General features: G+C 61.8%; 15 protein-coding genes. 4 read left to right on the top strand and 11 right to left on the bottom strand.

Going from position 1 to position 18,773, the window contains the following annotated elements; translation table 11 throughout:
- Nucleotides 1-29: 29 nt before the first annotated feature.
- Nucleotides 30-1,520: a carboxypeptidase M32 gene (locus AY555_RS05385; RefSeq protein WP_066134403.1), complete on the top strand. Its 1,491-nt coding sequence runs from the start codon at nt 30-32 to the stop codon at nt 1,518-1,520.
- On the opposite strand, the gene AY555_RS05380 is transcribed toward AY555_RS05385, so the two are convergent.
- From AY555_RS05380 to gloB, 11 genes are all read right to left on the bottom strand, one after another.
- Nucleotides 1,508-2,347: a hypothetical protein gene (locus AY555_RS05380; RefSeq protein ID WP_066134400.1), complete on the bottom strand. Its 840-nt coding sequence runs from the start codon at nt 2,345-2,347 to the stop codon at nt 1,508-1,510. The two genes, AY555_RS05385 and AY555_RS05380, sit on opposite strands and share 13 nt — an antisense overlap.
- Nucleotides 2,348-2,368: 21 nt before the next feature.
- On the bottom strand, nt 2,369-4,228 hold the full coding sequence (gene mutL, locus AY555_RS05375; protein WP_066134396.1) for a DNA mismatch repair endonuclease MutL: 1,860 nt from the start codon (nt 4,226-4,228) through the stop codon (nt 2,369-2,371).
- Complete coding sequence (gene pgi, locus AY555_RS05370; protein WP_066134393.1) at nt 4,225-5,871, bottom strand: glucose-6-phosphate isomerase; 1,647 nt, start codon at nt 5,869-5,871, stop codon at nt 4,225-4,227. Before pgi ends, mutL begins: the two co-directional genes overlap by 4 nt.
- A gap of 135 nt (nt 5,872-6,006) precedes the next feature.
- Nucleotides 6,007-7,386, bottom strand: a complete 1,380-nt coding sequence (locus tag AY555_RS05365) for a M16 family metallopeptidase (protein ID WP_066134390.1) — start codon at nt 7,384-7,386, stop codon at nt 6,007-6,009.
- Nucleotides 7,383-8,792: a M16 family metallopeptidase gene (locus AY555_RS05360; protein ID WP_082812067.1), complete on the bottom strand. Its 1,410-nt coding sequence runs from the start codon at nt 8,790-8,792 to the stop codon at nt 7,383-7,385. The genes AY555_RS05365 and AY555_RS05360 overlap by 4 nt, the downstream gene beginning before the upstream one ends.
- Before the next feature lie 208 nt (nt 8,793-9,000).
- Nucleotides 9,001-9,558: a DUF3035 domain-containing protein gene (locus AY555_RS05355; RefSeq protein ID WP_066134387.1), complete on the bottom strand. Its 558-nt coding sequence runs from the start codon at nt 9,556-9,558 to the stop codon at nt 9,001-9,003.
- Between the two features lie 37 nt (nt 9,559-9,595).
- The gene (gene lspA, locus AY555_RS05350; protein ID WP_066134384.1) at nt 9,596-10,093 is read right to left on the bottom strand and encodes a signal peptidase II; all 498 of its coding nucleotides are present in this window, start codon (nt 10,091-10,093) and stop codon (nt 9,596-9,598) included.
- The gene (gene ileS, locus AY555_RS05345) at nt 10,093-12,903 is read right to left on the bottom strand and encodes an isoleucine--tRNA ligase (protein ID WP_066134381.1); all 2,811 of its coding nucleotides are present in this window, start codon (nt 12,901-12,903) and stop codon (nt 10,093-10,095) included. Before ileS ends, lspA begins: the two co-directional genes overlap by 1 nt.
- A 41-nt stretch (nt 12,904-12,944) precedes the next feature.
- Nucleotides 12,945-13,904 carry a bifunctional riboflavin kinase/FAD synthetase gene (locus AY555_RS05340; protein ID WP_066134378.1) on the bottom strand — a complete coding sequence of 320 codons (960 nt, stop codon included), beginning with the start codon at nt 13,902-13,904 and terminating at the stop codon, nt 12,945-12,947.
- A gap of 124 nt (nt 13,905-14,028) precedes the next feature.
- Nucleotides 14,029-14,721, bottom strand: a complete 693-nt coding sequence (locus AY555_RS05335) for a trimeric intracellular cation channel family protein (protein WP_066134375.1) — start codon at nt 14,719-14,721, stop codon at nt 14,029-14,031.
- 110 nt (nt 14,722-14,831) lie between these two features.
- Entirely contained in the window at nt 14,832-15,626 is a 795-nt protein-coding gene (gloB, locus tag AY555_RS05330; RefSeq protein WP_066134372.1) for a hydroxyacylglutathione hydrolase, read from the bottom strand.
- A gap of 151 nt (nt 15,627-15,777) precedes the next feature.
- On the opposite strand from gloB, the gene AY555_RS05325 reads away from it, so the two are divergent.
- The 3 genes from AY555_RS05325 (at nt 15,778) to AY555_RS05315 (ending at nt 18,724) form a co-directional block, all read left to right on the top strand.
- Nucleotides 15,778-16,623 (top strand): class I SAM-dependent methyltransferase, encoded by an 846-nt coding sequence (locus tag AY555_RS05325; protein ID WP_245176886.1) that lies wholly within the window; start codon nt 15,778-15,780, stop codon nt 16,621-16,623.
- Nucleotides 16,624-16,716: 93 nt separating this feature from the next.
- A complete protein-coding gene (locus tag AY555_RS05320; RefSeq protein ID WP_066134369.1) occupies nt 16,717-17,604 on the top strand; it encodes a chorismate mutase in 888 nt (295 codons plus the stop codon).
- Nucleotides 17,605-17,839: 235 nt separating this feature from the next.
- Entirely contained in the window at nt 17,840-18,724 is an 885-nt protein-coding gene (locus AY555_RS05315; RefSeq protein WP_066134367.1) for a prephenate/arogenate dehydrogenase family protein, read from the top strand.
- Nucleotides 18,725-18,773: the final 49 nt, after the last annotated feature.

The following is an 18,773-nucleotide window of genomic DNA, read 5'->3' as shown; positions in this document are numbered from 1 at the left end:
CACCCTTGCCGAACAGGATACCCGCCACAATGACCCGGGCTATGGATGCCTATCGTTCCCTAGAAAAACAGTTTGCCCGCCTTTCCGCCCTGCAGGAAGCCGAAGGACTTCTGCACTGGGATTCATCGGTCATGATGCCCGAAGGTGGCGGGGTAGACCGCGGCGAACAGCTGGCGACACTGGCCGCCCTGGCACACGAGATGATCACGGCCCCGCATGTGGGGGATCTGATCGAACAGGCGGCAGAGGCCGACCTGGACCCCTGGCAGGCCGCAAACCTGAGGGAAATGCGCCGGACCCGGGCGCATGCCACCGCTGTCCCCGGTGATCTGGTCGAAGCTACCAGCCGTGCTGTTTCATCCTGCGAGGGGATCTGGCGCCAGGCGCGAGCAAAGTCTGATTTTGCCGCGGTTCGCCCGGCGCTGGAACAGGTTGTAGCCCTGACCCGGCACAGCGCACGGGCCAAGGCCGAGGCACTGGGCTGCACCGTTTATGATGCGCTGCTTGACCAGTTTGAACCCGGCGGATCCTGCGCCGCGATCGACCCGCTGTTTGCCGATCTTGAATCGTTCCTGCCTCCCTTCCTAGATGCTGTGCTGGACCATCAGGGAGACGTTGCGGATACCCCGCCCGGCCCGTATGACCAGACGGCCCAGGAAACACTGGGACGAACGATCATGCAGGCCATGGGGTTTGATTTCCGGCACGGACGACTGGATGTATCAGCGCATCCGTTTTGTGGCGGAACGCCCGGCGATGTGCGGATCACCACCCGTTACGATACCGGGGACTATTCCAGCGCCCTGATGGGGGTGATTCATGAAACCGGGCATGGTCTGTATGAACGGGGCCTGCCGTCAGCGTGGCGGCGGCAGCCGGTGGGGCTGGCCCGTGGCATGAGCATACACGAAAGCCAGTCGCTGCTGATGGAAATGCAGGCCGGACGATCGCGGGACTTCTTCAGTTTCTTTGGCCCGCTGGTGCGTGAACGCTTTGGCGTCAACGGCGATGACTGGACGGATGAAGCCCAGCACCGCCGCGCCATCCAGGTCAGGCGCGGGTATATCCGAGTCAATGCTGACGAGGTGACCTATCCGCTGCATGTTATCCTGCGCTATCGCCTGGAACGGGCGATGGTGGAAGGCACGCTGGAGGTTGCCGACCTGCCCGGCGCGTGGAACGAAGGGTTCGAACGTCTACTGGGCATTCCGGTTCCCGATCACTGCCACGGGGTAATGCAGGACGTGCACTGGTTTGACGGACTGATCGGTTACTTCCCAACCTATACCTTGGGGGCCATGACCGCCGCCCAGCTTTATGCTGCCGCCGTTTTGCACAACCCAGACATCCCCCGCTCCCTTACGGAGGGGGACTTTGCGCCACTGCTGGCTTGGCTGCGCCCGAACGTACACGAGAAGGCCTCCAGCCTGTCGACTCACGAACTGCTGGTCCAGGCAACTGGGAAACCACTGGATGCCGGCGTGTTCAAGGCCCACCTGACCCGGCGCTATCTGGTCTGAACCGAGGCTGCAACCCCGCTGTCCTGCACAGGGGGCGGGGGTGCGGCATCAACACGACCGATGCACACCTGATGCACCACATCGTGGCGACGACTTTCTTCCGGAGCCGGGGCAATGGTCCACGCCCATGTGCGTTGACACACGGCCTCCGGCAAGACAACGCCCGACAGCAGGGGGGAGCGGGTCAGATCCTCTCCACTGACAATGGAACGCAGGATACGGGTGTGATCGGTCAGCAGAATCGCCGGGCCACCCTGATGCCGGGACAGGGCATCGACATGGGCCTGCTTCAGCGCGCATTCCCAACAGGCTAGGGCATCGGGGGTCCACAATCCGGTGGCAAAAGCATGCCCGGCTAAGCGAAAAGACAACTGGCTAAGAATATTGGCGCTGATGACCGCATCGGCCTGCGGCAACCCCGGAACCGGAACCGGCAACTCCTGTCCGGACTGGACGGTGCCCCAATGCACCATCACCCCGGTCAGGTCGGTCTCGACCAGCTCCACCCCGGGCAGGCTGGCACAGCGCCGCCGCACGGCAGGCATGTGGAACAAATCCACCAGGACAACCCGGTCAAAACGCCGGCACAGTTCATCAAGCGGAATATCCAGCAGCAGGCCGGACCCTAGGACGGCGATGCTCCCCCGTCCGGTCTGCGATCCCAGAAGATCCAGCATGCCGGCGCGGGCCTGCTGCAGATGGGGTTCCCACGCGGCACGGCAACGACGGTACCGGCTTTCCAGGGCCAAAAGGTCATATAGAACGCCCATCGCCTTCAGCGGCGGTGGACAGCGGATCAGGGCATGACGCAGGGCTTCCATCAGCATCGGGCCTCCTCCCCTTTTCCCCTAGCGGCGGCCAAACAGCTTTTCAATATCGCGCAGTTTCAATTCCACATAAGTCGGGCGGCCGTGGTTGCATTGCCCAGAATGAGGGGTTTGCTCCATCTGCCGCAGCAAGGCATTCATTTCCTCGGCCCGCAGGGCACGCCCGGCCCGGACACTGCCGTGGCAGGCCATGGTCCCGCACACGTGGGCCAGACGCTCCTTCAGGGCCAGAGCCTCACCCAGATCGGCCAGGTCGTCAGCCAGATCCCGCACCAGCCCCTGCACATCCGTATCCCCCAGCAGAGCCGGGATTTCGCGCACCACAACGGCGCCGGACCCGAAGGGTTCCAGCACCAAGCCAAGCTCACGCAGTTCGTCGGCCCGGGCACACAGGCGGGCGGCCGATGCCTCGTCCAGATCCACCACTTCGGGGATCAGAAGCATCTGGCGGCGAACCCCTTCCCGGTCCAGAACCTGCTTCATGCGTTCATAGACTAGGCGTTCATGGGCGGCATGCTGATCCACAATCACCAGACCATCGGCCGTCTGGGCAACAATATAGGTGTTGTGCACCTGCCCGCGGGCCACGCCCAACGGACAGGATGCCGCCACGGTCGTATCTCCGGGATCAGATACCGGCAGCGGCCGGGCCGACGGCCTGTCATCCAGGTGCGGCAGCCCGACACTGTCGGCCATACCCGGCAGCGCTGCCGGAGCCTGTGCCGCCAGGGCCAGGCCAGACAAGGCAGGATCCGGATGCATCGCCCGGGCTGACACCACCGAACGCCCGGGCAGGAAAGAAGACGGATGATGCCCCCCTGCCGAAGGCCGGGTCATGGCGGCCAAGGCCTGCTCCGCCACCGTGGTGGAAGCCCGGTGACCGGCCCCGTTCAGGGCATGGCGGATGGCCCCGACGATCAGCCCGCGCACCAGCGCCGGATCACGGAACCGCACCTCGGCCTTGGCTGGATGGACGTTGACGTCGACGTCTTCCGCCGGAAGATCCAGATACAGGGCCAGGACCGGGTGCCGGTCGTGGGCCAGAAAATCCCGGTAGGCGCCACGCACCGCGCCGGACAGCAAGCGATCCCGCACCGGGCGTCCGTTGACGAACATATACTGGTACGTTGCATTGCCACGATTGAAAGTCGGCAGACCGACGTATCCGCCAAGGCGGATCCCTTCCCGCACCGCCTGCACCGGTAGGGCGTTGTCGGCAAAATCCTGCCCCAGCACCGCTGCCAGCCGTTTGAGGCGGTCAGCTTCCGGATCCAGGCCAGCCCCGGCATGCAGCCGCAGAACCGTGCGCCCGTCGCCGGTCAGGGAAAACGCAATATCGGGATGGGCCATGGCCAAACGCTGGATCACGTCCTGGGCATGCAGGAATTCCGTGCGGGGTGCTTTCAGGAACTTCAGCCGTGCCGGGGTGGCATAGAACAGGTCGCGCACCTCCACCCGGGTGCCGGGGGGATGTGCGGCGGGCACCGGCTCGCCCTTGCAGCCACCATCGACGGTCAGCGACCAGGCGCTGTCCTGGCCCGGCGGGCGGCTGGTGAGGGTCAGGCGGGCCACAGATCCAACCGATGGCAGAGCCTCCCCCCGGAAGCCCAAGAAGGCAATATCCAGAAGGTCATCGCCGGGCAGCTTGGATGTGGCGTGACGCTCCACCGCCAGTGGCAGTTCCTCCGGCGTCATGCCGCGCCCGTCGTCCACCACGGCAATCACCGCCCGGCCGCCGTCGGTCATGGTCACATCAATCCGGCGCGCCCCGGCATCGATGGCGTTCTCCACCAGTTCCTTGACGGCAGAGGCCGGCCGCTCGACCACCTCGCCGGCTGCAATCCGGTTGACCAGGACCGATGGCAGAAGGCGGATGCTCATGACGGGACGCGCCAAGCCTTGTAGCGGTTGATCAGGGCGTTGGTGGATGCATCGTGGCTGTCCACACGCTCCTGCCCCACCAGCTCCGGCATAATGGCGCGGGCCAGCTGCTTGCCAAGCTCCACCCCCCACTGGTCAAAGCTGTTGACCTGCCACATCACCCCTTGGACAAACACCTTGTGCTCATAAAGGGCGATCAGCATCCCCAAGGTACGGGGATCGAGGCTGCGCAGCAGGATCGAGTTACTGGGCCGGTTACCGGAAAACACGCGGTGCGGCGCCAGACTGTCCACGACGGAGGCCGACAGGCCGCTGTCCCTCAGTTCGGTGCGCACCTCCTCTTCCGTCTTGCCCCGCATCAAGGCCTCGGGCTGGGCGAAGAAGTTGCTCAACAGCCTGAGGTGATGATCGCCAACCGCATTGTGCGATGTGGCCGCCGCAATAAAGTCGCACGGAATCAGCCAGCTGCCCTGGTGCAGCAACTGATAGAAGCTGTGCTGGCCGTTGGTTCCGGCCTGCCCGAACACAATGGGGCCGGTGTGCCCGCCGACCGGCATACCCTCCAGCGTAACGGTCTTGCCGTTGGATTCCATGTCCAGCTGCTGCAGGTACGACGGCAGGTGCTCAAGGTACTGGTCATAGGGCAGCACCGCGTGTGCCGGGGCCCCGAACCACGACGTATACCACACCCCCAGAAGGCCCAGGATCACCGGCATGTTCCGTTCCAGCGGCGCGGTCCGGAAGTGGGTATCCATGGCCGCTGCCCCGTCCAGCAGCTGCTCGAAACGGTCAAACCCAACGGCAAGGGCCACCGGCAGGCCAATGGCGGACCACAGAGAGTAACGCCCACCAACCCAATCCCAGAACCCGAACATGTTGGCCGGGTTGATGCCAAAGGCACGCACAGCCTCTGTGTTGGTGGATACAGCCACAAAGTGGCGGTCCACTGCGGCTTCCCCCAGAACGGATACCAGCCAGGCCCGCGCGGTGTGGGCATTGGTCAGCGTTTCCTCCGTCGTGAAGGTTTTGGAGGCCACCACAAACAGGGTTGTTTCCGGCCGGCAGTCCTTCAGCACCCCCATCAGGTCGGTTGCATCGATATTAGATACAAAATGCACACTCAGGTCATCGCGCTGCCACGGGGACAGGGCACGTGTGACCATCCGGGGGCCAAGATCGGACCCACCGATGCCGATGTTGACAACGGTTTCAACCGGCAGACCGGTCGCCCCGCGCCAGATCCCGTCACGCACGGCCCCCACAAACGTCTTCATCCGGGCCAGGACCCGGTTGACATCGGGCATCACATCCTGACCCTCCACCAAAACCGGAACCGATGCCCGGTTGCGCAGGGCGGTGTGCAGGACCGGGCGGTTTTCGGTCCGGTTGATGGCAACCCCGTCAAACATCTGGTCACGCACGGGCTCCAGCCGGCGTTCGCGCGCCAGGTCGAACAAAAGCGCCAGGGTCTGGTCGGTGATGTAATTCCGTGAATAGTCAAGAAACAGACCGTCCAGTTCTAGGCTGTAGCGGGCAGCCCGGTCCGGATCTGTCTCGAACAGCGACCGCAGGTGCAGGTCGGCCCATGATGCAGCATGCGCCCCAAGGGCATCGCGGGAAACGGTCTGGAGAAGGACGGACATGACAGCTCCGGAAGAACAGGACAACAGAACGGCGGGCGCATAATACGCCGGAATAACCGCCCTGTCTTGTCTGCCGCACCGGCGCAAAACAGAAACCGGACCTGCTGTTTCTGCAGGTCCGGCTCCGGAAACACATCAGGGCGCGGGGGTTGACTCCACCCCTTGTGGACGCCCGGCAATCACAAACGTCAGACGCTTTTCATCCAGCATCCGGCGGGCAACGCGCTTGACATCCTCCCTGGTCACAGCCTGTAGGCTGGCATTTCGCACATTGAAGTAATCCGGCGATCGGTCATAGGCCTGCCAGTCATACAGGCGGTTCGCAATGTTGCCGGTTGATGTCATCCCCAGCGGCCAAGAGCCGGTCAGGTTGGCCTTGGCGGCATCCAGCTCGTCCTCGGTCACGCCGTCCTCGGCCATCTTGCGCCACTCCGCACGCACAAGGTCCATCGCCTCGGCAACCTTGTCCCCCGATGTGGCAAAATGCCCGGACAGGAAAGACGCCTTGTCCAACCCCCGCAAGGACGTGCTGATCCCGTATACCAAGCCGCGCTTCTCACGGACTTCATTCATCAGGCGGGACGCAAAGGACCCTGCTCCCAGAACATAATCCATCACCATGGCGGCATAGACATCCGGATCGCGGGGATCAATACCCTGATCGTTAAACAGGACCACAGACTGGGGCACATCCATGTCCACCACCGTAACACGTCCATCCAGGGCCGGAACAACAGGGGGAATGACTGGCGCCGTTCCGGTTGCCGGCAAAGATCCAAAGGTCTGGTCCAGCAAGGCCCCCAGCTGCGACGGCGTCAGGTCCCCGACTACGCCAATTTTCAAACGGTCGCGGGTCATGCTGCTTTTCATATGAGCCCGCAAATCCTTCACCCGCATGGAACGGATGGATTCTGGCGTCCCTTCCAAAGGACGGACATAGGGATGATCACCGAACAGCAGGCCCGTCATGGTCCGTCCGGCAACCTCACTAGGATCTTCCAGCTTCATGGACAGGGATACAGTATATTCTTGGCGCAGGCGCTCCAGTGCCGACTTGTCAAAACGCGGCGCGGTAAGTGTCAGGCGCAACAGGTCAAAGGCCTCGTCCAGCGTTCCCGTTGTGGTCAGCATAAAGCCAGTTGTTGCGTCCATACTGCTGCCATAGCCCAGATTGATAGCCTGGGTCTCCAGCACCCTGCGGAAGGCTTGGCTGTCAAGCTTGCCAGCTCCCTCTCCCAGCATGGCGGCGGTCATGTAGGCGCGGCCTTCCTTACCGACCGGATCGGTTGCTGCACCACCTGCAAACCCGAAGGCCACAGAGACAACAGGCAGGGTATGATCCTCGACCAGCCACGCAGAAATCCCGCCGGGGCTGACCACCGGCTGCACGGTAAAGGCCCGTGCCGGAACGGCTACAGCCAGCAGGAAAAGAAGAAACAGACCGGCAAGACCGTGCGAACGGACAATTCCCATCACAAAAGCTCCCTTGTGCAAAACACCGGCATAACCACTCATGACTTGCCTCCGGGCTTCAGGACAGCCGTTACAGCAGCCTGGTCACGCAGCCAGGTGTGCGCAGCCTTCATCACGTCATCACGACCAACCCCGGCGATTTGCTGTGGCCATGTTTCCACAGATTCCAGAGTGTCACCGACACTCAAGGCCATACCAATGCGATAAGCGGGTCCCTGCAGGCTGTCACGGGCATAGATAGCTCCGGCCTGCATGCGGGCCTTGACATCTTCAACCTCGGCCACGGTCAGGCCATCACGCAGCAGCCCTTGGACGACCTCATCAACCGCCTTTTCCAGCTCGGCCACGGACACACCCGGGCGGGGCATGGCATAAATATCAAACACACCATCATCCACGGCCAGCGGGCTGTAGGATGCACCGGCATCAACAGCCAATTTGCGTTTGATCACCAGATCCCGGTACAGCCGGCCAAGCTGGCCGCCACCCAGAATATCCGACAGGACCGAAAGGGCCAGTGTGTCCTGGCGCGCCGGGGCTGTATTGATGCTTGGCACCCTGTACCGACGTCCCCAGCGCAGCTGGATCACATTGGGATGAGCCATATCAACCCGCACAACAGCATCGGGAGGCGGTTGACGGTTGCGCAGGCGCTGCACGCCCGGCCCACGGGACAGAGGCCCGTAATAGGTCTCGGCCAGATTGCGCACCTGGTCTACGGTCACATCACCACTGATGACAAGGACCGCATTATCCGGCGCGTACCATTTCTTGTAAAAGTCCAGCGCATTCTGACGCGTCAGCGCCGACAGCTCATCCATCCATCCAACAATCGGATTGCGGTAGGGGTGATTGACCCACAGGGCCATAGATGCCCGTTCATACAGCTGGGCGTCAGGCTCGTTCTCTGTACGCATCAGGCGTTCCTGGATTACGACATCCCGTTCGGTCAGGAATTCCTTTTCATCAAAGGCCAGATTACGCATGCGGTCCGCTTCCAGCTTCATCACCAAAGGCAGGCGATCAACCGCAATGTTCTGGAAGTAAGCCGTATAGTCAGAGCTGGTAAAAGCATTTTCCCGGCCGCCATTGCGGGCAACAAGCGCTGAAAACTCGCCGGGCTTCAGAGTATCAGTGCCCTTGAACATCATATGTTCAAGAAGATGGGCCAAACCGGACTGACCCGGTGGTTCATCGGCCGCACCAACCTTGTACCACACCATATGCGACACCACCGGCATCCGGTGATTTTCCACCACGACCACCTGCAAGCCATTGTCCAGCGTAAAGGTGGATGCGTTATAGACCTTCGGGGCCTCAACCCCGATACGGGATGCTTGGATCTGGGTCTGCAGGGCTGTTTGTGCCTGAACACTTCCGGCTGGCAGAACCAGAACAGCGACAGCCGCCACAACAAGGCCTTGTAAAAACAATTTGCTCAGGACCATACGGTCAACTCCTTGACTCTGGCCGCCCCGCCCCTGTGCGACCGGATTGGCGAACATAGAATCAGACAACACATTCCGGCAGAACTATGTCACAGGAACACAAGATGCACAGATTTTCCCATTTCCGGTCAGGCCATATGCAATACGGCGACCGGAACAGACCGGCCGCCGCACACACAATCACACCACGGCACCGAACCGGATGCCCCTAAAGAAGCCCCTCCAGCAGGGCACGCTGGCGCCGTTCAATCTTCGGGGTGTCCCCCTCGGTCACCGCCTTGCCCAGCGCCTGGTTCTGACGCAGCCGCTTTGCTTCAGCCGCAGCATCAACCATGGTGCCGGTTGGTTCCGGATCACGCCAGAAAACCAGACGATCCGTAAAAGTCTTCTCCTCACGCGCAAAGACGGATGTCTCGCGGTCTACAATCGAACGAATGCCGGGAATAGACTGGTCCACCCCTGCCAGCTTGAGCAAGGCGCCTTCCCCACGGGTCGTGGCAACCCGACGTGCTTGGACGCGACCGCCAAAGACAGCATCACGGGCCTGGTCCGATGTTGAAAGTTCCTGGGGACGGGGGGCACCCTGTTCGGGCGGACGCAGCCTGAAATCAGGTGGAACGGTCAGGGGTGCGCGCGATACCACGGCAAACTCATCGGGCGACCGTTTATCAAGGCCAAGAGCCCGACGGGTCTCGCCACCACAACCGGACAAACCGCCGCCGGCAAGAGCCACAATACAAAGGGACAGGGAAAGCCGACGCAACATCACTTAAACCTCCGGGTTTTACGTTTCTGGTTGTACGTCAGCTTTCGCGTCGAAACAAGCTGTCTGCAACAAGCAGCGCCGCCCCGACGGAAATCCACGTATCGGCAAGATTGAACGCCCAAAAATGCCAGCCCAGAACATGAAAGTCCAAAAAATCAGCCACAGCACCCCAGCGCACGCGATCAATCGCGTTGCCAAGGGCACCGCCGGTCATCAGCGCCAATGCACAAGCCAAAAGCCAATGGGAGGCCCGCAGCATCCATGCGCACAACACCCCGGCCAGCAGAACAGCCATGGCCAAAAGCGGCCACGGCCCAAGGCCACTGTCGCCAAGAAGCCCGAAACTGACACCACGGTTCCAGGCCATAACAAGGTTAAGGAACGGCAGCACCTCGACCGACATCGGAAGCCCGCCCGAGAACGCCACCACCCACGCCTTGCTGACCTGATCCAGCACAAGGCACAAGGCAACCAGCCCAAACCAGCGCCAAGCACCAGGCCGGATAAAAGGTACGTGGGACAGGGTTTCAGGCATCAGGCAGGTTCCGTCCGGGCTAGAACATCGTCGCAACGCTGGCACACCCCCTCACGAGGGTGGGAACCAACATCGGGCAGAACCTTCCAGCATCGCTGGCACTTCTCCCCGGAGGCGGTCTCAATGACCACACCCACGCCCGGAACCTCGGGCAGCGTATAGGCCGCATCGGGAACCGGATCGGATGACAGGGTCAAGGCCGAAGTGATGCAAATGTCGTGCATTGGATAGGCCCGGATACCATCTTGCACCTCTGCCGGTGCATACACCACAGCATGGGCCTGCAGGGACGCACCGATGACCTTGGCATTGCGGGCCTGTTCCAGCGCACCCAGAACCACACGGCGAACACGTGCCACGGCAGCCCAACGCGCGGCCAGGTCATCATCGCGCCAGTGTTCCGGCACCGCTTCAAACCCGGTCAGGTGAACCGAGCTGTCGTCGCCCGGATGACGGCACAGCCACGCTTCCTCGGCCGTGAAGCACAGGACCGGCGCCATCCAGCGCACCAAGGTGTTGAACAAACGGTCAATCACCGTACGACAAGCCCGACGCTCCGGATCCTGCGGATGGCCGCAGTACAGAAGATCCTTGCGGATATCAAAATAGAACGCGGACAGATCGTTGGTGCAAAACGCTGTCAGCTCGGCAAACAGGGTCTGGAATTCATAATCGTCGCAGCAGCGGCGAACGATAGCGTCCATCTCGGTCAGGCGATGCAGAACCCAGCGCTCCAGCTCGGGCATGGAGGCTTCATTGGCCACAGCCTCGGCCGCAGAGAAACCATCCAGCGCCCCCAGCATGTAGCGCAGGGTGTTGCGCAGGCGGCGATAGCTTTCCGCCGTCTGCTTGAGGATCTCCGACCCCAGACGCTGGTCGTTCATGTAATCGGTGGACGCAACCCACAAACGCAGGATATCGGCCCCGTATTCCTTCACCACATCCTGCGGCGCCACCGTGTTGCCGATCGATTTCGACATCTTGCGGCCCTGCCCGTCCAGGGTAAAGCCATGCGTCAGCACCGCCTTGTAGGGCGCCCGGCCACGGGTTCCGCAACTTTGCAGCAGGGATGACTGGAACCAGCCGCGATGCTGGTCCGACCCTTCCAGGTACAGGTCTGCCGGCCACGCGCTTCCATCCCGGTCCTCCAGGACAAAGGCATGCGTGCAGCCGGAATCAAACCAGACATCCAACACGTCACGTACCTGTTCATAGTCTTTCAGGTCATAGGCATCACCCAGGAAATCCTGCGGGTTGTCCTCGAACCAAGCATCGGCGCCACGCTGGGCCACGGCGGCAACGATACGGTCCATCACCGCCGGATCACGCAGGGGCTCCCCGGTATGGCGGTTGACAAACACCGTGATCGGGCTGCCCCAGCTGCGCTGGCGGGACACGCACCAGTCCGGACGCTGTTCCACCATTGACCGCAGACGGTTGCGCCCCATAGCCGGCACGAAGCGGGTAGCATCAACGGCGGCCAAGGCCTTCTCACGCAGGCCGGTCTTGTCCATGGAAATGAACCACTGCGACGTGGCGCGATAGATCAACGGTGCCTTGGACCGCCAGGAATGGGGGTAGGAATGCACCAGCTTGCCATGCGCAACCAGCTTGCCGGCAGCCGTCAGGGCATCAACCATCACCGGCGCGATCTTGTAGATATGCTGCCCCGCAAACAGGGGAATGGTATCGGCGTAAGTCCCGCCATCCAGAACCATGTCCGGCGGATGAATTCCCTTGGACCGGCACAGGTAGAAATCGTCTTCGCCATGGCCGGGAGCCTGGTGCACAATCCCGGTTCCCTGATCGGCGGTCACAAAGTCACCAATCATCACCGGTACGTCAAAGTCATACCCCTGCCCCCGCAGCGGATGGGCGCACAGCACACCATCAAGGTCAGCCCCGCCCAGGTTGGCCTCGCAGACAGCCTCAAAATGGCCGGTTTCCATCACCGAAGATGCCAAGGATGTAGACAGGACCAGCCGGTCCCCGACTGATACCAGAGCACCATCCGTAACGGATGTCACACGGTACACGCCGTATTCCAGATCTGCCCCGCAGGCCAGCGCCCGGTTACCGGGGATAGTCCAGGGGGTTGTCGTCCAGATGACAATATCAGCCCCCTGCAAGGCCGGCACACGAGCCGACACCACCGGGAAGCGGACCCAGATGGTGGTGGAGGTGTGATCCTTGTATTCGACCTCGGCCTCGGCCAGAGCGGTCTTCTCGACGACAGACCACAGCACCGGACGAGCACCGCGGTACAGGCTGCCATCCAGCAGGAATTTGCCCAGCTCGGCCACAATGCGGGCCTCGGCAGCATAGGCCATGGTGGTATAGGGCCTGCCCCAGTCCCCGCCGATGCCCAGACGGCGGAATTCTTCGCGCTGGATATCGATCCAGCGTTCGGCAAAGGCGCGACACTCACGCCGGAACTCCACCACCGGCACATCGTCCTTGTTCTGGCCGCGGGCGCGGTACTCTTCTTCGATTTTCCACTCGATCGGCAGGCCGTGACAGTCCCACCCCGGGACATAGTCCACGTCAAAACCCATCATCTGCCGCGAGCGGACCACCACATCCTTCAGGATCTTGTTCAGGGCATGCCCGATGTGCAGGTGACCATTGGCATACGGAGGGCCATCATGGAGAACGAACAGGGGACGCCCGCGGGCCTGTTCACGCTGGCGGGCATACAGCCCCATCTGGTTCCAGCGTTCCAGGTGTCCGGGTTCCTGGGCAGGCAGACCTGCCCGCATGGGAAAGGACGTGCGGGGCAGGAAAACAGAATTCTTGTAATCGGCGGTCATGGTCTTATCCGGTATTCGGCAAACAGGGTACAGCAACAGGGTCAGGCGGTGTGGTTTACGGCACCACGGGCCAGAATAATTCGCGCGGCATCGATGTCAGCGGCAATACGGGCCTTCAGGGCATCAGGACCGGAAAAAGCCTGCTCCGGACGGATTCGCCCCAGCAGCTGCACCCTCAGGCGCTGCCCGTACAGATCCCTGTTCATATCCAGCAGGTGAACCTCCAGAACATCACCGGTCATGCCAAAGGTCGGACGGGTCCCGTAATTGGCAACGCCGTCATACCAGCGGGTTTCGCCGTCGTGGTCAAGGCCTGCGCGCACGGCATATACCCCACGGGCTGGACGGGTGCGAGCACCGGGATCAACATTGGCGGTTGGAAAACCCAAGACACGGCCACGGGCCTGACCCCGACACACCCGCCCCTCCAGCTCCCACGGGCGCCCGAGAAAAGCAGCGGCCCCTTCGACATCGCCGGCCGACAGGGCCTCGCGCACAGCCGTAGAGGAGCAGATCGTCCCGTCGGGCATACAGACCGGAGCCACACTGGTCACGGAAAAACCACGACTGGACGCCAAGGTGCGCAGCAAGGTGACATCACCCGCACGCCCCTTGCCAAAGGCATAATCATCCCCCACCACAACGCCGGATACGCCAAGGTCGCGCACCAAGACCGTATCCACAAAATCCTCCGCCTTCAATCCGGCCAAGACCTGACCAAAGCGCAGCACGCACAGAAGGTCAACCCCGGTTTCCCCGATCAGGCGTACCTTCTGGCGCAGGGAACTGAGGGCAAAGGGCGGCAGATCGGGCCGGAAGTAGCGACGCGGATGCGGATCAAAAGTCATGACGGCCGCCGCACGCCCCATGGAACGGGCTTGATCCAGGGCCGCACCAATCACGGCACGGTGGCCCCTGTGCACACCGTCAAAGTTGCCAAGGGCAATAACCATGCCGCGCAGGAACGGCGGTACTTCGTGACAGTGGCGTATCAGACGCATGGGGTCATCGGGATCCGGGCAGCAGCAGAAACATCAGGAACGCCGCCCAGAGGTATTCCATCCGCGCCACAATGGCAACTGTTGCCTTGCCCGGACACAGCATCTTGTATGCAAAAAGCCGTGATCAGCCACGGTCCACACCCTCCCCCGGCCGGGGCGGAGGTTCGGGGTGAACATATTTGGGGAGGGTCCAGCCGTACAGGATTGCCCCCGCCCGCAAGGCAAGAGCCACAAAAAACCCGGCAAGAGCACGGGCTTCCACCGGGATATCAAGCCCGGCAGATGCCACAAAAGCCACCGACCCCGCTAGGGCGGCAGTAGCATAGATCTCGGGATTGAACAGAAGGGACCGTTCCCCACAGATAATGTCACGCATCAGGCCACCAAAGGCTGCCGTCATCATGCCCATGGTCACGCACACCACCGGCGCAGCATTGAACAGTTCGGCCTTGAAGGCCCCGATGACAGAATACAGGGCCAAGCCGACAGCATCGGCCCACAACAGGGCGCTATAGCGGGAATCCAGGAACCGGGCCATCCAGTAGGTCATGCCGGCAGCCACAATGCAGACGACCAGATACCCCGGGCTGCTGACCCAGAATACAGGCTGCACGCCAAGGGCCAGGTCACGCAGGGTCCCCCCGCCGATGCCGGTCACGGTACCCACCAAGATAAAGCCCAGAAGATCCATTTCGCGCCGTGCCGCAACCAGGGCACCGGTAATGGCAAAAACAGCAACAGCGGCCAGATCCACAATGCCAAGCGCATCGAGCAGGACAGCCTCCCGGACCGGATAGGGTACGGCGTGCGAATACATGGTGCGGTGTTCTCCCCAGTCTCCGGCGGGCCGGGCGCCGCTGCGGGCCACGGGGCACGGATATGATGCACCCGCACACTATACGAACCCGTTATGTTCCGGCAATCGTTTCAGAACGTATCCTTGCGCTGGCGAAGGGCCGCAAACACCGCAACAGGATCAGCACCGGCCTCCAGCCCAACAGCCTGGGCCAGGGCCGGCACATCGGCACGCAGGAAGGGGTTGGTTGCCTTTTCCTGCCCCAACACCCCGGGAACCGTCGGGCATCCATAGGTCATACAAGCCTCAAGCACGGACTCCCGCTCTTTCAGTGCCGTGTTTTCAGGATCCACCGCCACCGCGAAACGCCGGTTCATGGCCGTATATTCGTGCGCACAGTATACCCGGGTTTCATCCGGCAAGGCCCGCAGGCGCACCAAGGATGACCAGAACTGCTCCGGCGTGCCCTCAAACATCCGCCCGCAACCCAGCAGAAACAGGGTATCGCCGCAGAACAGGGCACGCGCACCGGCAAAATAAAAGGCAATATGCCCGCTGGTATGCCCAGGTACGGCCATGACCTGTGCCCGGGCCTGGCCCACGGATACCGAATCCCCGTCCGTAACCGCCAGGTCGATACCGGGAATCCGCCCGGAATCGGCAGGATTTGCAACAACCTTGCACCCTGTGGCCTGACGCAGTGCCGGAATTCCGCCGATATGGTCGTGATGATGATGGGTGACCAGAACCAGGGACAAGGACCACCCGTGCCGGGTACATACCGACAGGACTGGATCCGCCTCGGCAGGGTCTACAACCGCTGTCATTCCCGTTACCCGGCAATGAAGCAACCATACATAGTTATCCTGAAGCACAGGGATTCGCACGATCTCCAATGCTTCCGCCTGCAGACCTTCTAGTGTCATCGTTCCTGCCTCCTGGATGAGGCGCCAGTGAATCCCCCCGATCTCCCCGAAGGCAAGAGCTTTTTTGCTGCTGACATACCCCGGGCCGTTTACGCGGTACGAACCGCCCTATCTGTGCTATACTTGCACGGCAATCGCGGGGCAACACGTGATGCAAACCGGGCGTGGGTGGGTGCGCATGTACCTTGATGTGGCAGATCTGCATACCTTTTACGCCAGTCCCTTGGGACAGGTGGCGGGAATGCTGCTGCGCCGTCGCCTGAGGGAACTGTGGCCCGATGTGCGTGGCTGCCGAATTCTGGGCATGGGCTTTACCACGCCGCTCTTGGGGCCCTTTACGGATGAAGCCGAACGGGTTGTTGCCGCCATGCCGGGCCCCCAGGGAGTCATGGAATGGCCGGGGCACGGGGGAAACCGGGTCACTCTGACCGAAGATACCAGCCTGCCTTTTCCTGATTGCCTGTTTGACCGGGTCATTGTCTGCCACGCAATCGAGCATACCGACCAGACCCGGGCCTTGATGCGGGAACTGTGGCGGGTCATGGCCGACAATGGGCGAATCGCCGTTATTACACCCAACCGCCAGGGCATATGGGCCCGCATGGATCGAACACCGTTCGGGGCCGGACGCCCCTGCTCGGCGGGGCAGTTGTCCCGCTTGCTGGACGATGCCCTGTTCACCACGCTTGGCACATCGCCCGCCTTGTTCTTTCCACCAGTTGGATCGCGGATCCCGACAGCTTGGGCGCAGGGTATCGAAAATATAGGAGAACACTGGTTCCCGCAGTTTTCCGGGGTCTTGGTCGCCGAAGCCGGCAAAAAGATCTACGCCACCCCGCGTCAGGAACACACCGCCGGCCAGCGGGTCGGACTGGGGGTACCGGACCGGCTGAACCTAGGGCAGCGCAGCAAATCCGGCGTGTTCTATGGTGATGCGGGTCGCGCCCCCGGGCAATCCGTTTCCATCTCCAATACGGGATCCTTGCGTCCCGGTTGATGGAAAAGCAGGCTTCCCATATGTTTTCTTTGCCTTATTCAGTAGATCCGGCTACTACCATCAACTGTACATTCAAACCAGGGAATTGACGGCATGCCGGAGAGCAACACCACCTTGGCCCTACCAACACTGGGCGCGCTGCGCGAGCGTATCGACGCCATTGACAACCAGATTATCGATCTTCTGCTGGAACGCAGCCGTATTGTCTCCACCGTCGGGGATGTCAAGCGTGCCGCCGGTGAAAGCGTCGGGATCTTCCTCCGTCCGGGCCGGGAAATGCAAATTCTTCGTCGGCTGGTCAAAAGAGCCGAAGGTGCCAAATTCCGCCGGTCTGTTATCGTCCGCATCTGGCGGGAACTGTTCGCAGCCATGGTTGCTCTGGAAGGTTCCCTGTCAATGGCCGTTTTCACCCCGGTTCGTGGCTCAGGTTATCTGGAGCTGGGGCGTGACTCCTATGGGACATATACCCGCACCATCCCGTCGCAGAGTGCGGGCAGCGTGGTACGCATGGTCGCCGACGGTGATGCCGTAGTTGGCATTGTGCCCCTGCCGGGTCCGGATGACCGCGAGCGCTGGTGGCCCCATCTCCTGTCTGACCAGCCGGATACCCCGTCCATTGTTGCGCGCGTTCCCTTTGCCGGTCCGGGCACCGGACGTGGAGATGGACTGGAAGGGCTGGTTATCTGCCGCCTGCCCCAGGAAAATACGGGGGATGACCGCACCTATGTCACCCTTGAGACCGACGACAGCCTGAGCCGCTCAGGCGTGGGGGAACTGGTTGCACAGGTGGGGCTGACCGTGGTGGAGGTCCCCGATTCCATTGACGCGGGCCCGGATACACGCATCCATCTTGTGGAACTTGAAGGCTGCATTCTTACCGACGACCCGCGCCTGCAAAGTGTGCTGGCCCTCCCACAGGTCCGCAAGTTCCGCGTTGTGGGCGGTTATGCCGTTCCCTTTCCGCCCGGGTATCTTGACTAACGGGTAAAAGGCAGTTCCCCTCGTACCGGAGGAATAGCTCCGCGCACCCGCGTGTACGAGGGGAGAAACGCTGCCTCCTGCCAAGCCACTGTTGCAGGGGCACCGCTGCTCTTCTAGCCTTCATGACGGTTCCGGGCATTGCCATACCGGGCAGGAACCGGTATCCGGAACCAGAAAAAGGCGCTACGGTGCCACTGTCTGTTGCCCTTGCTCCCAAGGATTGCCATTGCCTGCCATGCCATCGCCCCTGTTCTCCCGCCTGTGCCTGATCGGGATTGGCCTGATCGGCTCGTCCCTTGCCCGTGCTGTCAAAGCCAAATCCCTTGCCGGGCATATCGCCTGCTTCTCTGCCCCCGACGGCAGCATGGAAACAGCCCTGCGGCTTGGCATTGTAGACAGCATCCACGATACGGCTGTTCAGGCCGCTGAAGGGGCGGACTTGGTTGTGCTGGCTGTCCCTGCCGGCGTTATGGGTGACCTAGCGCGCACCCTTGTCCCTACCCTAGCGCCGGGCTGCATTCTCAGCGATGTTGGCTCCGTCAAACAGGGGATAGTCAATGCCATTGCTCCTCTGCTGCCTAACGGTGTGCATCTGGTCCCCGGGCACCCCATCGCCGGAACAGAACACTCCGGGCCAGAGGCTGGCTTTGCCGAGCTATTCCGGGATCGCTGGTGTATCCTCACTCCCCCGGCAGGAACCAATCCGGAGGCAATACGGAAAGTACGCACACTGTGGGAAGCCATTGGATCAAGGGTGGATGTGATGGATGCGCACCATCATGATCAGGTACTAGCCATTACATCCCACCTGCCCCACCTGATCGCCTATACCATCGTGGGCACGGCCGATGACCTGCAGGATGACCTGAAGCGGGAAGTGATCCAGTATTCAGCATCCGGCTTTCGTGACTTCACCCGTATTGCCGCATCAGATCCAACCATGTGGAGGGATATCTTCCTAGAGAACAGAACTGCTGTTCTGGAAACGCTACAACGCTTTACCGAAGACTTGACCGCCATGCAGCGTGCAATCCGCCGTGGCGATGGTGAAGCCTTGCACAGCCTTTTTACGCGCACGCGCGCGATACGACGCAGCATTATCGACGCCCGGCAGGCATAACAGGATGCAGGAAAGCCCCCGACGACAACGCAGGGGCTTTCCTGTACAA

It is taken from the genome of Haematospirillum jordaniae (assembly GCF_001611975.1).
In the GTDB taxonomy this organism is placed as follows: Bacteria; Pseudomonadota; Alphaproteobacteria; order Rhodospirillales; family Rhodospirillaceae; genus Haematospirillum; species Haematospirillum jordaniae.
Note: the sequence above shows the minus strand (reverse complement) of the source record. Positions and strands in the feature narration are given on the sequence as shown.

Bases quoted from the DNA above. Each gene is read 5' to 3' on its own strand.
- AY555_RS05385 (WP_066134403.1), top strand. From the start codon at position 30: ATGACCCGGGCTATGGATGCCTATCGTTCCCTAGAAAAACAGTTTGCC.
- AY555_RS05380 (WP_066134400.1), bottom strand. From the start codon at position 2,347: ATGCTGATGGAAGCCCTGCGTCATGCCCTGATCCGCTGTCCACCGCCG.
- mutL (WP_066134396.1), bottom strand. From the start codon at position 4,228: ATGAGCATCCGCCTTCTGCCATCGGTCCTGGTCAACCGGATTGCAGCC.
- pgi (WP_066134393.1), bottom strand. From the start codon at position 5,871: ATGTCCGTCCTTCTCCAGACCGTTTCCCGCGATGCCCTTGGGGCGCAT.
- AY555_RS05365 (WP_066134390.1), bottom strand. From the start codon at position 7,386: ATGAGTGGTTATGCCGGTGTTTTGCACAAGGGAGCTTTTGTGATGGGA.
- AY555_RS05360 (WP_082812067.1), bottom strand. From the start codon at position 8,792: ATGGTCCTGAGCAAATTGTTTTTACAAGGCCTTGTTGTGGCGGCTGTC.
- AY555_RS05355 (WP_066134387.1), bottom strand. From the start codon at position 9,558: ATGTTGCGTCGGCTTTCCCTGTCCCTTTGTATTGTGGCTCTTGCCGGC.
- lspA (WP_066134384.1), bottom strand. From the start codon at position 10,093: ATGCCTGAAACCCTGTCCCACGTACCTTTTATCCGGCCTGGTGCTTGG.
- ileS (WP_066134381.1), bottom strand. From the start codon at position 12,903: ATGACCGCCGATTACAAGAATTCTGTTTTCCTGCCCCGCACGTCCTTT.
- AY555_RS05340 (WP_066134378.1), bottom strand. From the start codon at position 13,904: ATGCGTCTGATACGCCACTGTCACGAAGTACCGCCGTTCCTGCGCGGC.
- AY555_RS05335 (WP_066134375.1), bottom strand. From the start codon at position 14,721: ATGTATTCGCACGCCGTACCCTATCCGGTCCGGGAGGCTGTCCTGCTC.
- gloB (WP_066134372.1), bottom strand. From the start codon at position 15,626: ATGACACTAGAAGGTCTGCAGGCGGAAGCATTGGAGATCGTGCGAATC.
- AY555_RS05325 (WP_245176886.1), top strand. From the start codon at position 15,778: ATGCAAACCGGGCGTGGGTGGGTGCGCATGTACCTTGATGTGGCAGAT.
- AY555_RS05320 (WP_066134369.1), top strand. From the start codon at position 16,717: ATGCCGGAGAGCAACACCACCTTGGCCCTACCAACACTGGGCGCGCTG.
- AY555_RS05315 (WP_066134367.1), top strand. From the start codon at position 17,840: ATGCCATCGCCCCTGTTCTCCCGCCTGTGCCTGATCGGGATTGGCCTG.